Genomic DNA, 13,665 nt, shown 5'->3' on the forward strand with positions numbered 1-13,665 from the left:
CCGTCAGTTCCCCTGACTGAGGTGATCGAACAGCCCCTCGGGGTCGATGACCGCCACGTCTCGCTGGGCACTGCGGGCGGGGCCGCGCAGGTGCAGGTGCACCCCGTTGGCGCCCAGGGGCTCGAGGCGTCCATCCACCTGGGACACCCCCGCCACCCGGCTGGCCGTGAGCGCCAGGGTGCCGCGGCCCAGGCGCACCAGGACGGCCCGGCGGGTGGACTCACTCGCGCCGGACACCAGCATGCTCATGTCCACGACCGGGATGACTTCTCCGCGGTGGGCGAACACGCCGAGCAGGTGGCCCGGCGCACCGGGCACCCGCGTCAATTCCGGGAAGCTGACGACTTCCGCCGCGCACTCAGCGGGCACGGCGTACCAGCTGCTTCCACAGGCGAACACCAGGTAGGACTGCCGAGTCTCGGTCTCGATGGAGGCCATCGCGCGGCAGCCTACCTCAAAGACCGGCTAACGGTTGAATTCGACGCGACGGTTGGCCGCCCAGGCCTCTTCCGAGGAACCCTGCTCGAGCGGCCGGTTCTCGCCGTAGCCCACCGTCTTGAGCTGGTTGGCCGGGATTCCCAGGTCCACCAGGTACTTCTTCACCGAGGCGGCGCGCTTCTGGGACAGCTGGAGGTTGTACTCCTCGGTGCCCCGCTCGTCCGCATGCCCGGCGAGCTCGATGCGGCCCGAACCGGCGCCCTTGATGCACTGGGCGAGATCCGACAGACGGCTCTGGGCCTCGGAGGACAGGGTGGCCTCGTTGAAGCCGAAGCGCAGCGGCTCCCAGCTGCACTCGGACTTGGTGGCGGCGGCCACGCACTTGTTCTGCTGGCACTCCTGGCCCCCGGCGCAGTCGGCGCTGTCGTTGCAGGAGCCCGGCGGCAGCACGCAGCGGCCCTTCTGGCACTCCTGGGCCCCCGCGCACTGGCTCTTGGAGGTGCACTGCGGCGCGGCGCACTTGCCGCCCTGGCAGATCTGCCCGCCCGTGCACTGCTCATCCCGCGAGCACTCCGGCCCCTTGGGCACGCACTTGTTGCCCTGGCACGCGAAGCCTTCCTTGCAGTTGGCGTCGGTGGCGCACTCCTGGCACGACCCGTTGACGCAGACCTCGCCCTTCTCCTGGCAGGTCTCGTCGCTCTTGCAGTTGGGGTAGGTCGGCGGGCAGCCGGCGAGCACCGCAACAGCGAGGGCGAGCCCCGCGACCATCGAGATCCGACGCATTGGTCCTCCAGCGAAATTGATCATGAAAACGAGTAGCTCAGCGCGTCCGCCTCTAGCCCGCCATGCAACGCGGAGTCAAAGCCTTTTGTCCCCCCCCAGGCCTCGTGCCCGCGCCTTAACGGGCGCGACATTCGCCCCCTTCCCACCGCAACCGGGGCACCCGTGTCAGTCCACAGTTGGACGCTTGTGATTCCTCTCGTTGCCAGGCCCGCTCGGCCTCCTCGAGCGCCTCGAGCCGGGCCTTCAGCGCGGCCCCGTCCGTCGTCCGGGAACAGTAGGCGACATGGGTCCTGGGTCCTCCACAGGACTTGAGCCCGAGTCCCACCAGCTCGCACTCCTCCACCTTCTCGCACCCCTTGGGATTGGCGAGCGCGCGCGCCTCGCGCTCGAGCCGTTCCACCCGCTGCTTGCCCGCGGAGCCCGTGGCCCCCGCGAGGCTCCCGCCCAGCAGGACGAGCCCCACCCACCCCACGCTCCGCCACCGCATCGCGCACCTCCCGGCGTTCGGGACACGCGCCCCAAACGACGAACGCGCTGGTGGGGAGATCCCACCAGCGCGTTCAAGCTTCAACAGACCTGGGAAGAGGTCAACCCGGTGGAGCGCTCAGCTCCACCCGGTCACTCTCCCGCCGTCTCAGGCGGCCATGCGGCGGCGGCGCGAGACGACGTAGCCGACGACGAACAGGCCGAGGTAGACGCTGGCGTCAGCGCCCGAGGCGGCGCTGCAGCCACCACCGGCGGGGCCCGCGGGGCCCTGGGCACCGGTGTCGCCCTTGTCGCCCTTCTCGCCAGGAGCGCCCGCGTCGCCCGTGTCGCCCTTCTCGCCAGGGGCACCAGGAGCGCCCGTGTCGCCCTTGTCGCCCTTCTCGCCAGGGGCACCAGGAGCGCCGGTGTCACCCTTGTCGCCCTTGTCGCCCTTCTCGCCAGGGGTGCCAGGAGCACCGGTGTCACCCTTGTCGCCCTTGTCACCCTTGTCGCCCTTGTCGCCCTTGTCGCCCTTGTCACCACCGCCCGTGGAGCCGATGGAGAAGGCGGCGGAGGTGGCGGAGGTCAGGCCGGACGAGGCGGCCACGAGCGTGTAGCCCGAGCCCGACTTGTCGATGGACAGACCGGTGAAGGTCGCCACGCCATCGACGGCGGTGGCCGTCGTGGTGCCCGACAGGATGGCGCCCGCGGCATTGCCGAGCGTCAGCGTGATGGAGGGCGTCGCGCCAGTGATGGTGTTGCCGAAGGCATCCTGCGCGGCCACGCTCACCGAGAACGTCGCACCCGGGGCCGTGCCGGCCGGAGGCGTGGTGAGGAAGACGAGCTTGGAGACCGCACCGGCCGTCACGTTGAAGCCGACGCTCGTGTCCAGACGCGTACCGCTCGCGCCCGCCACCAGGGTGAAGTTGACGCCAGCGCGGTTGACGCGCAGGGCGCTGAAGGTGGCCACACCGTTCACCGCGTTCACGGTGGTGGTGCCGCTCAGGGTCGCGCCCGCCTCGTTGTAGCCGAGGGAGACGGTCACCGGGGCGTTGGACTGGGTCGCCAGGTTGCCGAACTGGTCATACAGGGTGACCTCGACCGCCGGGGTGATGATGGCGCCCGCCGCCGTATTGGACGGCTGCTTCGTGATGGCCGAGCGGTAGATGGCCGCCGCGGTCACGTTGAAGGTGGTGCTCGCCGCGCCCGTGAGGGTGCCGGAGCTCGCCGCCAGCTTGTAGCCCGTGCCCACCTTGGTGGCCGTCAGGTCGGAGAAGGTCGCCACGCCGTCCACCGCCGCCACCGTGAGGGTGCCGGTGATGCCGCCCGTGGGGCCCGCCGTCTGGGCCAGCGTGACGTTGGCCGTGGAGGCCGTCTGCACGTTGTCGAAGCTGTCCAGGACCGCCACGCGCACCGCCGGCGTCACCACACCCGCCGCGGTCGTCGCCGGGGGCTGGGTGAGGAAGGCGAGCTTGCTGGCCGCCGCCGCCGAGATGGTGAAGCTGGAGCTGGTGCCCTCGTCCAGACCGGACACGGTCGCCTTCAGGGTGTAGCCCACGCCCGTCTTGTTCAGGGACAGGTTGGTGAAGGTCGCCACACCGGAGGAGGTGGTCGCCGTGGTCGTGCCGGACAGCGTCGCGCCACCCGGGTTGTTCGCCAGGGACAGCGTGACGGTGTAGGAGCCCGTGGTCACCGTGGCACCGCTCGCGTCCTGGATGGCGACGCGCACCGTGCCGAGCGAGGCGCCCGCCGCGGCGTTGGCCGGCTGACCGGTGAAGCCCACCTTGGACGCCGAGGTCACCAGGGTGCTGGCGCTGGCGGTGATGCTGCCGCCCGTGGCCGTGATGGACTGGGTGCCCAGCGTGCCGAAGGTCACCGAGAGGCCGTTGGCCACACCCGCCGTGAACGTCGCGGCGGAGGGAGCGAACGTGGCCGCCGGGTCGGAGCTGGTGAGCGCCGCCGTGCCGGAGTAGCCCGTGGCGATCTGGCCCACGTTGTCATACGCCGTCAGGGAGAAGGCGATGGGCTGCGAGACGCGCGAGGCGGCCGGCAGACCCGTCAGGCGGTAGGACACCGCCGCGCCCGCGGGAGGCGTGTTCGTGGTGCAGGCGTTCGCCGAGTCCGACGTGATGCGCACGTCGTCCACGTACATGCCCTCGGCCACGGTGATGGAGTCGGAGTAGAAGCGGAAGCCGAACCACACCTTCTGGCCGTTGAGCGCGCTCAGGTTGACCGTCACCGCCTTGAGCGAGCCGTTGGCGCCGCTGTTGGTGCTGGTCCAGATGCGCGTCGTGGGGGTGCTCTGCAGCGTGTTGTCGTAGCCGCCCGCGGTGATGTACGGGGCGCCCGCGGTCACCGCGTCGTTGACGTTGATCCAGGGGCCCGTGGCGCCCGTGGTGCTGTAGACCAGCCAGGCGCCGTCATACCGGGCCTCGAAGGCGTACCACAGGTTGAACGACATCGAGGGCGAGCCATCCGCGCTGAAGACGTTGAAGCCGTTGATGCTCGGGGACACGGTGCCGTCGCCGCCCAGCGCCAGGGTCAGGTTCTGGCTGTTGGCGTAGGAGCCCGCGCACTCGGTGTTCGTCGCGCCGAAGCGGTAGGCGTTCGTCGCCGACTGGTAGTGGCAACCCGACACGATGTTCAGCGCCGTGACGGAGCCGGCCGTGGCCGACGGGGTCCAGTACGCCGAGGCGTTGGCCGGACGGCTGCCATCGAAGTTGTCGAAGAACGTGGCGCCGCCCGAGATGATCGAGCCCGTGGGGGTGGCCGAGCGCTGCACCGTGTTCTTGTCCTCGTTCGTCGCGGAGCTCACCTCGGTGGCACGCACCACGTAGAAGTAGGGCGAGTTGCTGGTGAGGTTCAGGTTGTCCGAGAACGTCGTGCCGGTGATGCCGGTGGCGATCCGGTTGGCCGCGGAGGGCGTGAAGCCCGCCGTGGTGGAGCGGTAGACCGAGTAGGTCAGCGAGCCGCCGCAGGCCGCCTGGGCCGCGGACCACGACAGGGTCGTGGAGCAGGTGCTGGCCGCCGCGTTGCTGGCCGAGGTCAGACCCTCGAACGTCGGGGCATCCTTGCACACGCCGGTCGCGGTGGCGGAGGCCTCGTTGGAGTTCGGGGACTCGGCGCACAGCACGCCGCGCACCACGTAGTAGTAGGTGCCGCCACCGGAAACCTCGGTGTCCACGAAGGGCGAGGTCACCGCCGTACCCACGCGGGTGTACGGGCCACCGGCCGTCTTGGAGCGGTAGATGTTGTAGGAGGACGCGCCGTTCTCCGTGAAGCTCACGGCGATCCGGTTGTCACCCGCCACGACGGCCGACACGCCCGTGGGGGAGGCCGGGGCCGTGTTGCAGGCGTTGTAGACCACCAGCGCGAAGTCCTGGTCGAGCGCCGTGCTGTTGTTGGGCACGCCGTCCGAGTTGATGTTCGTCGCCGTCACCGTCACGGTGAAGGGACCGGACACGCCCGCGGGCAGGTACACGCTCTCCACGTTGTTCATCAGGTCAGCCGAGCCACCGGACGTGGAGACGTCCTTGGTGAACACGTTGCCCTTGTACGTGGTGGTGCCCACCGTCACGGTGAGGTCCAGGTTGTTCTTGTAGGCCGCGCCCGACGTCGCACCCGGCGCGTCCGTCCACGCCAGCGTCACGCGGAAGGGCTTGGTGGAGTCGGAGATGGAGCCCGCGAAGGTGCGGGTCTGGCCGGTCGCGGTGAACAGGCTGGTCGTCGCCTGGTCCTCGAGCTTGCGCGGGGTGCCGTCGAACGCCATCCCCAGGTCCATCAAGCCCATGCCCTGGCTGTTGGAGTAGAGGTTGTCGTTGGCGCCCACGCCCGTGAGGTAGCGCGCCGAGTTCATCAGGTACGCCTTGGTCATCGCCGGGCTCGGCGCCGCCATGCCCTGGTTGATGAAGTACTGGCGCACGAGGGCCGCACCGCCCGCGACCGCGGGGGTCGAGTGGCTCGTGCCCGAGGAGGCCGAGTACCACTGCTGGGTGGTGGGGAAGAAGTTGCTGCCGCTCGGACCACCGCACACACCCGAGCCGTCGAAGCACGAGAGCGCGGAGCCAAGGGCCGCGGCGGGCGGCTCGGCCTTCTGGCCGGCCGTCTGGGCCACGCCGCCGGTCACGTGCGTGCCGGGGGCCACGATGTCCGGCTTCTTGCGGCCGTCGGACGTGGGGCCGCGGCTGGAGAAGCTGATGATGTCGTTGAGGTTGTCCGCGCCCGTGTCGGCGATGGCGCAGTTGTCCGCGCCGCCGAACGGATGCACGTTCTCCGACGCACCCACCGTGATGACGTTCTTGGCCGTGGAGGGGCTGCCCACGGTGTTCGCCCCGGAGCCGGAGTTGCCGGCCGCGAAGGCGATGACCATCTCCTGGTTGCCGTCGGCGGGCACCGCCGCGGTGGACGGCTGCGCGTCACGCACCAGGCCGTCGTACGTCTGCGAGTCGGCGGTGTACGCGTTGCTGGTGGAGCCCCAGCTGTTGCTGCTGATGCGGATGTTGTCGCGGTAGCCGCGCGACAGCATGTTCGGGTAGTTGGGGCGCGTGAAGGTGCCCGGGTCGAACACGACCGAGGAGCCGAGCTTCACGAAGGGCGCCACACCCAGGCCGTACGAGTAGCCGGCCGCGTCCGTGTAGGGCGCGCCCGACTTGGTGTTGAAGCCACCGACGATGTGGCTGTTGAGCGTACCGTGGCCGTCGCAGCCCTGGATGGTGCTGCTGGCGTTGGGCGTGCCTTCCAGACGGTTGAAGATCACGCGGCTCTGGCCGTTGATGTCGCCAGCGACGTACAGACCGAAGTGGTTGGGCGTCGGGGTGCCGTTGTCCAGGCCGCTGTCCGTCACGTCCACGCCGAAGCCGGACGTCGAGAACTGCTCCTGGGTGAAGCCCTTGGAGGCCAGCCACGCGAGGTAGCCCGGACCCGAGGGACCGTTGCCGGTGATGGCGCCGGAGATGATGCGGTTCTGCCGCTCATCCAGCTTGACCGGCACGACGTACGGCTGCACGGACACGACGTCCGGACGCTGCACGATCTGGTCGAGCGCGTCGCGGTTCACCGCGGCCTTGATGTTCACGTAGCCCAGCGCGCGCTCGGACACGTTCTCGCGCGACTGCAGCTTGGCGATGAGCGCCAGCGTGGCCGCGTTCGTCTCGGAGTCCTCCACCAGCTGGATGGAGTACTCGGCCACGACGGCCTTGTTCACGGACGGGTCCAGCTTGTAGTCCGGCAGGTACTCGCCGTCCCACTGGATGGACTTGGCCGAGGACATGTGGTTCTGCAGCCGCTGGAGCGACGCCGAATCACCGTACACGAGGTAGGTGTTGTTCGGGATGTACGTCACGACCCGGACACCGGTCTCCTCGAGCGCCTTGTACCACTCGGGGCGCACGGGACCGGAGAACTGCACCAGGTGCATGCTCTTGCCCGAGGACGTCTTGCGGATGCCCCGCATCGACTGCGCGCGCTCGGACGCGGTGTCGATCGTGCCGGCGTTGAGCAGGATGTTGTTGTAGTCGTCGCGCAGCTCCACGCCCGCCTCGGCGGGAAGCGTGGACAGCACGGACTCTTCCAGGTGCATCAGCTTGAAGGAGCCGTAGTCCGCCAGGACCTTGGCGCCCCGCTTCTCCAGCTCGGCGGCCTGCTGCGCGTTGACCTGCACCTTGTGCAGGACCGCGCTCGCGCGCACACCCTCTCCTCCGGACCGCGCCTGCGCCGACGTCTCCGGCGAGTTGCCGCACGCCAGTGCGGTCGCGAGCCACGCTACTCCAAGCACTCTCGCGGGGACGCCGCGAGCGCGCATACCGGTCGTCCGGTACGCTGATTGCGCCATGATCTTCTTGCCCCTTGATACGGGCGAGAGCCCTTGGGTTCGGGTCCCCGCCCGGATGAATGCCAGCGGTGGTTGCGCCTGGTCCGTTCCCCCCAGAACTGCGGGAGTCCATCCCTCACGATTGTCCGCCGGAGCGTGCCAGATATCACGGAGTAGCAAAGACTGACAAGCAGCCGACAAAATCAGGGATTCTTCTTTCGTCTCAGCTGTCTTGGCTTTTGAGAATCCTGGCCGCTTGCTCTGGAATGGTGCACCACACCCGGGTGGCTTTCCCCGTAAATTCCGGGAAGACAGGCATTGGTTGTCTTTAAACCAGGAGTTCTGGTTTCACGTGCTTGCACGTGTCTTCAAGACAGAGCCGGGGCGAAATGCCCCGAATCCTTGATCATCCCGCGCGTTTCCGAGACGGTGGGGCTCCGCGCCACTTCCGGGCGCGCCCCCGAGGTGCCGCCGACATGCCCGCGTCCGTGCTCATCGTCGACGATGAGAAGAACATCCTGCTGACGCTCCAGACCTCCCTGCAGCTGGCGGGCTACCACGTGGAGCTCGCGGCCAACGGCCAGGTCGCCCTGGACGTGGTGTCCGCGCGCCCCGTGGACGCCGTGCTCATGGACGTGAAGATGCCGGACATGGACGGGCTGACGGTGCTGGCGAAGGTCATGGAACTCAAACCAGAGCTGCCCGTCATCATGATGTCCGGTCACGGCACCATCGACACGGCGGTGAAGGCCACCCAACTGGGCGCGCGCGATTTCCTGGAGAAGCCCATCGCGCGGGAGCGGCTGCTCGTGGCCCTGCGCAACGCGCTCAAGCACCAGGCCGCCCTGGAGGAGCTGCGGGCCCTGCGCGCGGAGCACGGCCGCTACGACATGGTGGGCGGCGGCGCGGCCATGCAGCGCATCTTCTCGCTCATCCAGCGCACCGCGCCCTCGGAGGGACGCGTGCTCATCACCGGCGAGAACGGCACTGGCAAGGAGCTCATCGCGCGCGCCCTGCACCAGCACTCGCGGCGCAAGGGCTCGCCCTTCGTGAAGCTCAACTGCGCGGCGGTGCCCCACGAGCTCATCGAGAGCGAGCTGTTCGGTCACGAGAAGGGCGCCTTCACCGGCGCGGTGAGCGTGCGCCGGGGCAAGTTCGAGCTGGCGCACGAGGGCACGCTCTTCCTCGACGAGATTGGCGACATGCCCCAGGCCATGCAGACCAAGCTCCTGCGTGTCTTGCAAGAGGGAGAGCTGGAGCGCGTGGGCGGCGCCGAGACGATCAAGGTCGACGTGCGGGTCATCGCCGCCACCAACAAGAACCTCGAGCGGGAGATCGAGGCGGGCCGCTTCCGGGAGGATCTCTACTACCGGGTCAACGTGGTGCAGATCCACTCGCCGCCCCTGCGCGAGCGGCGCGAGGATCTCCCCGCGCTCATCGACACCTTCCTGCGCGAGGCGTGCACGCGCAACGGGCGACGTCCCCTGTCCTTGTCACCCGAGGCCTTGTCCGTCATGGCCGCCTATTCCTATCCAGGCAACGTGCGTGAGCTGCGCAATCTGGTGGAACGTCTGGCCATTCTTTGCGAGGGCCCCGGCGTCTCGGGCGCCGATGCCCAGGAATTGCTGCCCCGCTCCCGGGGACAGGCGCCCTCGACCAGCAGCGAGCCCGCCCCCCTCCCGCTCAAGCCCCTGCCCTCCCCCGCCCCCCCGACGGGCTTCCGCCCCCGGGTGGACCGGACCTTCCGCGAGCAGGTGGAGGACGCCGAGCGGGACATCCTCCAGCACACGCTCGCGCATACCCAGGACAACGTCACCGAGGCCGCGCGGCTGCTCGATCTGGAGCGCGGCCACTTCTATAAAAAACTGAAGGCCCTGGGCATCAAGCGCGGCGAGAAGGACGGCCCGCCCCCGGGCAACGAGGGCGGGTGACGTCCCGGGTCTAGCGGGTGATGCTCAGCGCGGTGTCATCGAGGAAGAAGCTCGTCTTGTACGAGCTGTCCTCGGTGCCCTTGAAGGACACGCGGACGGTCTGGCCCTTGTAGGCGCTCAGGTCGAAGGACTTCTGCACGTAGTCGGTGGACTTGTTCACGTTGCTGTAGGTGGCCAGCGTGGCCAGGGCCGTGCCCGCGCTGTTGAGCACCTGCACCGTGAGCTTGTCGTAGGCCGTGGTGGTCGTGGTCTCCGAGGTGACGATCTTCACCCAGAAGGACAGCGTCGCCGCGCAGGCCGTGGAGGGGAGGGTCACCTGCTGGGAGAGCGTCTCCGTGTTGGTGGCGCCCACGCCGTTGAGCCACGCCTTGTAGCTGCCCGTGCGCGCCGTGCTGCCCGAGGTCGTCCCGTCGATGACGCCCGTGGACTGTGTCCAGCCGGTGGCGCCGCTCTCGAAGCCCGCGTTGAGCAGGAGCTGCTCGGTGGTGGAGCAGGTGCCGCCCGTGCCATTGCGCACCGTCACGGACACCGCGGACGAGGTGCCCACGTTGCCCGCCGCGTCATAGGCCTTGGTGGTGAGCGCGTAGGTGCCATCGGCCAGGGCCGAGGTGTTCCAGCTCGCGCTGTAGGGCGCCGCGGTGGCGCTGCCCACCAGGCTCGTGCCCACGTAGAACTCCACCTTGGTCACGCCCACGTCGTCCGAGGCGGAAGCGCTCAGGGTCGTGGTGCCGCTCACCGTGGCGCCGCCCGCCGGCGACGTGAGGGTGGTGGAGGGCGCCGTGGTGTCCGCCGTGCCGCCTCCGCTGGTGATGAACATCGAGTAGAGCAGGAGGTTGGGCGAGCCCGTGCCGGGGCTGCCCACCCGGCCCGTCGTCGCGCCGGCCGTCAGCGCCGCCGTCACCTGGGCCGGCGTGGCCGAGGGGTTGGCCTCCAGGTAGAGCGCCGCCACGCCCGCCACGTGCGGCGAGGCCATGGACGTGCCGCTCATGGAGGTGGTGGACGTGTTGCCCGAGTACGAGGCGGAGGTGATGTTCGAGCCCGGCGCGAAGATGTCCAGACACGTGCCGAAGTTGGAGTACGAGGCGCGCGCGTCGCTCGTCGTGGTGGCGCCCACGGTGATGGCGTTGGGCGTGCGCGCCGGGGAGTAGTTGCAGCCGTTGGAGCTGTCATTGCCCGCGGCGACCGCGACCACCACGCCCGCGGCGATGGTGCGCTCCACCGCGTCATCCAGCGCCTGCGACGCGTCACCGCCCAGGCTCATGTTGGCCACGGCCGGCTTGATGTGGTTGGCCGTCACCCAGTCCAGGCCGGCGATGACCTGCTCGTCCGAGCCGTAGCCCGTGCAGTCCAGCACGCGCACCGGGTGCAGCGTCACCTTCTTCGCGATGCCGTGCGTGGTGCCGCCCACCGTGCCGCCCACGTGCGTGCCGTGGCCGTGGCAGTCCGCGGCCGTCCCGCCCGCGGTGATGGAGTCGAAGCCGTTGCCCAGGCGCCCGGTGAACTGCGAGTGCGTGAGGCGCATGCCCGTGTCGATGATGTACGCGTGCACCCCCGTGCCATCGAAGTTGTAGCTGTACGTGGAGTTGAGCGGCAGGGTGCGCTGATCCGTGCGGTCCAGGCCCCACGTCGCGCTCGACTGGCTGCCCGAGCCCGACACCGACTTCACGCCGTTCTCCTCGATGTACGCCACGCGCGGATCCGCCAGCAGCTCGCGCACGCGCTCCTCGCTCAGGCGCGCCGAGAAGCCCTTGAGCACGTGCTGGTAGGTGTGCAGCACGTCACCGCCGCGCGTGCGCACCATCTCCTCGGCCAGCTGCGAGGGACTGACCCGGGCCACGCCCTTCACGTCCTCGCGCAGCACGACGATGTACTCGCCCCGCACCGCGTTGGGCTTGCGCAGCAGCTGGGCCAGCTGCCCCACCTCCTTCGACCCGATGACCTGCTCCGGCTCCTCGGCCGGGGGCGCTCCGCACGCGGACACACCCAACACACCACAGGCGAGCAGCATCCGATTCAGCTTCATGACCAAGACCTCCAGGACAGCAGGGGGAAAAGGGGGAAACACCGATTTAGGCGCCTCCCCGTAGGAGCCGTCAATACCGGGACTCCCTTTTTCCTACATGCCGGGCGCCACGTTCGCGCCGATGCCCACGGCCAGCACGGGCAGCACGCGCCACTGCTTCCAATCGGGACGCGCCCAGGTGGCCGCGGTCGAGAGGCTCGCGCCGCCGCCCACCCGCAGGGGGCCCACCCGCCACGCCAGACCCGCGTGCGCGCCGTAGGGCAGCAGCAGCCGCGTGTGCAGGCTCGTCGTCCACACGAGGCCCCGGCCCTCCTGCGAGCGCCACAACATCCCCTCGTAGGACAGCGACTGCGAGGCGTAGGACACCCCCGCGTACAGCCCCACGGGCAGGGCGGCCACCACCTTCACCTGCTGGAGGAAGCTCAGCGCCACCTCGGGCGTGTACGCGCCGGCCAGGGGCATGTCGTAGTGGAGGAAGGTTCCGGCATCCTCGCTCAGCAGATCCACCCGGTCGAAGCGCACGGGCGCGGCCAGCGTCACGCTCGCGGCCACCACGGACAGCATCAACGGCACGGTCCACGCTCCATGTCGGGGCTAAAGGGCACGGGGTTCATCGGGGGTGGGCCTCACGGCGCGCGCGGGGACGAAGGACATGGCCCGCTCGGCCAGCGCGGTGATGGTGAGCGAGGGATTGACGCCCGGGTTGGCGGAAATGGCCGAGCCATCGATGACATAGAGCCCCGGGTAGCCAAAGAGCCGATGCTGACTGTCGATGACGCCCGTCTCCGGGGAGTCGCCCATGCAACAGCCGCCCAGGATGTGCGCCGTGGTGGGGATGCCCATGAGCGTCTCGGAGGCCAGGGTCATGGGCAGGCCCTCCAGCTTGTCCGCCACCCGCCGGGCCAGGTCCGTGGCCTCGGGCATGTGCGCGGTGGGCGCGGGTCCCGCCTGGAGCGCCGTCATCAGTCCCGAGCGCCCTCCCGTGAGCACGCCCCGGCCCCGCCGCATGCGCAGGTGCCCGTCCAGCGTGCGCATGTAGAGGAGGATCATCGAGCGCCGCGCGAAGCCCCGCGTGAACCAGGGGCGCAGGGCCTTGAGCGGATGGCGCAGGAAGAGGCCCACCAGCCCCGCCAGCCGGGACAGGGCCGTGGCGCCCCCCACGTGCGGCGCCATCAGCGCGCGGAAGAAGTCCGAGCCGTCCGCGTAGCGCACCGGCTCCAGGTGCGAGTGCGCATCCGTGTGGAGGATGGAGCCGATGGCGATGCCCTTGGACAGATCCTGGTCCGCGAAGCGCTTGCCGGCCACCACGCCGATGAGGGCCTCGGAGTTGGTGCGCACGCCATCGCCCAGCCGATCCGACAGCCGGGGCAGACCGTCCGCCGAGGCCTTGAGCTTGAGCAGCAGCTCCACCGAGCCCAGCACCCCGCCCGCGAAGACGACCTGGCGCGCGGTGAACGTCCGGGCCTGGCGGGACCGCCGGGTCGTGCCTTCCAGGGCTTGGACTTCATAGCCCCCCTCGGGCAGGGGCCGCACCCAGGTGACCTCGGTGTCCGCGTGCAGCCGCAGCCCGCGCTTCTCCGCCAGGTAGAGGTAGTTCTTGTCCAACGAGTTCTTCGCGTTGTGCCGACAGCCCGTCATGCACCCGCCACAGGCCGTGCAGCCGGTGCGCGCGGGCCCCTCGCCGCCGAAGTACGGGTCCGGCACCGTCTGGCCAGGCGTGCCGAAATAGACGGAGACCGTGGCGGGCTGGAAGTCCTCGCGGCCCAGTTCCTTGCCCACCTGCTGGAGGATGTCGTCGGGCAGCGTGCGCAGCGGATTCACCGTGGCGCCCAGCATCCGGCGCGCGGTGGCGTAGTGCGGCGCCAATTCCTCGCGCCACTTCGCGAGCCCTCCCCAGGAGGGCGCCTGGAAGAAGGCGTCCTTCGGCAGGGGCAGCGTGTTGGCGTACACCAGCGAGCCCCCGCCCACGCCCACGCCCGAGAGCACCGTGACGTGCCGGAAGAGCGTCATCTTGAAGAGGCCCCGCCAGCCCAGCCACGGCATCCACAGCCACTTCTTCAAGTCCCAGTTCGTCTTGGGAAAGTCCTCGCCCGCGAGCCGCCGGCCCTTCTCCAACAACACCACCCGGTAGCCCTTCTCCGTCAGGCGCAGCGCGCTCACGCTGCCGCCAAAGCCCGAGCCGATGATGAGCCAGTCGCAGTCGAAATCCATGGGCG

General features: G+C 69.6%; 8 protein-coding genes. 1 reads left to right on the forward strand and 7 read right to left on the reverse strand.

The features are described 5' to 3' along the window. Window positions 1–3: 3 nt before the first annotated feature. The 4 genes from I3V78_RS30735 to I3V78_RS30750 form a co-directional block, all read right to left on the reverse strand. Window positions 4–438, reverse strand: coding sequence for a chemotaxis protein CheW (locus I3V78_RS30735; RefSeq protein ID WP_204493014.1), 435 nt, complete (start codon window positions 436–438; stop codon window positions 4–6). Between the two features lie 27 nt (window positions 439–465). After that, window positions 466–1,221: an OmpA family protein gene (locus tag I3V78_RS30740; RefSeq protein WP_204493016.1), complete on the reverse strand. Its 756-nt coding sequence runs from the start codon at window positions 1,219–1,221 to the stop codon at window positions 466–468. A gap of 115 nt (window positions 1,222–1,336) precedes the next feature. Then, window positions 1,337–1,708: a hypothetical protein gene (locus I3V78_RS30745; RefSeq protein ID WP_204493019.1), complete on the reverse strand. Its 372-nt coding sequence runs from the start codon at window positions 1,706–1,708 to the stop codon at window positions 1,337–1,339. Window positions 1,709–1,855: 147 nt separating this feature from the next. Beyond that, window positions 1,856–7,372 carry a S8 family serine peptidase gene (locus tag I3V78_RS30750; protein WP_338023795.1) on the reverse strand — a complete coding sequence of 1,839 codons (5,517 nt, stop codon included), beginning with the start codon at window positions 7,370–7,372 and terminating at the stop codon, window positions 1,856–1,858. A gap of 599 nt (window positions 7,373–7,971) precedes the next feature. Here I3V78_RS30750 and I3V78_RS30755 point away from each other — a divergent pair. After that, on the forward strand, window positions 7,972–9,426 hold the full coding sequence (locus I3V78_RS30755) for a sigma-54-dependent transcriptional regulator (RefSeq protein WP_204493023.1): 1,455 nt from the start codon (window positions 7,972–7,974) through the stop codon (window positions 9,424–9,426). Window positions 9,427–9,436: 10 nt separating this feature from the next. On the opposite strand, the gene I3V78_RS30760 is transcribed toward I3V78_RS30755, so the two are convergent. From I3V78_RS30760 to I3V78_RS30770, 3 genes are all read right to left on the reverse strand, one after another. Further along, the gene (locus tag I3V78_RS30760) at window positions 9,437–11,449 is read right to left on the reverse strand and encodes a S8 family serine peptidase (RefSeq protein WP_204493025.1); all 2,013 of its coding nucleotides are present in this window, start codon (window positions 11,447–11,449) and stop codon (window positions 9,437–9,439) included. 93 nt (window positions 11,450–11,542) lie between these two features. Beyond that, entirely contained in the window at window positions 11,543–12,022 is a 480-nt protein-coding gene (locus I3V78_RS30765) for a hypothetical protein (RefSeq protein WP_204493027.1), read from the reverse strand. A gap of 21 nt (window positions 12,023–12,043) precedes the next feature. Further along, on the reverse strand, window positions 12,044–13,660 hold the full coding sequence (locus I3V78_RS30770) for a GMC oxidoreductase (protein ID WP_204493029.1): 1,617 nt from the start codon (window positions 13,658–13,660) through the stop codon (window positions 12,044–12,046). Between the last annotated feature and the right edge of the window lie 5 nt (window positions 13,661–13,665).

Source organism: Archangium primigenium, from assembly GCF_016904885.1.
GTDB lineage: Bacteria > Myxococcota > Myxococcia > Myxococcales > Myxococcaceae > Cystobacter > Cystobacter primigenius.

Coding starts and splice junctions, on each gene's coding strand:
- I3V78_RS30735 (WP_204493014.1), bottom strand. CDS start 438: ATGGCCTCCATCGAGACCGAGACTCGGCAGTCCTACCTGGTGTTCGCC.
- I3V78_RS30740 (WP_204493016.1), bottom strand. CDS start 1,221: ATGCGTCGGATCTCGATGGTCGCGGGGCTCGCCCTCGCTGTTGCGGTG.
- I3V78_RS30745 (WP_204493019.1), bottom strand. CDS start 1,708: ATGCGGTGGCGGAGCGTGGGGTGGGTGGGGCTCGTCCTGCTGGGCGGG.
- I3V78_RS30755 (WP_204493023.1), top strand. CDS start 7,972: ATGCCCGCGTCCGTGCTCATCGTCGACGATGAGAAGAACATCCTGCTG.
- I3V78_RS30760 (WP_204493025.1), bottom strand. CDS start 11,449: ATGAAGCTGAATCGGATGCTGCTCGCCTGTGGTGTGTTGGGTGTGTCC.
- I3V78_RS30770 (WP_204493029.1), bottom strand. CDS start 13,660: ATGGATTTCGACTGCGACTGGCTCATCATCGGCTCGGGCTTTGGCGGC.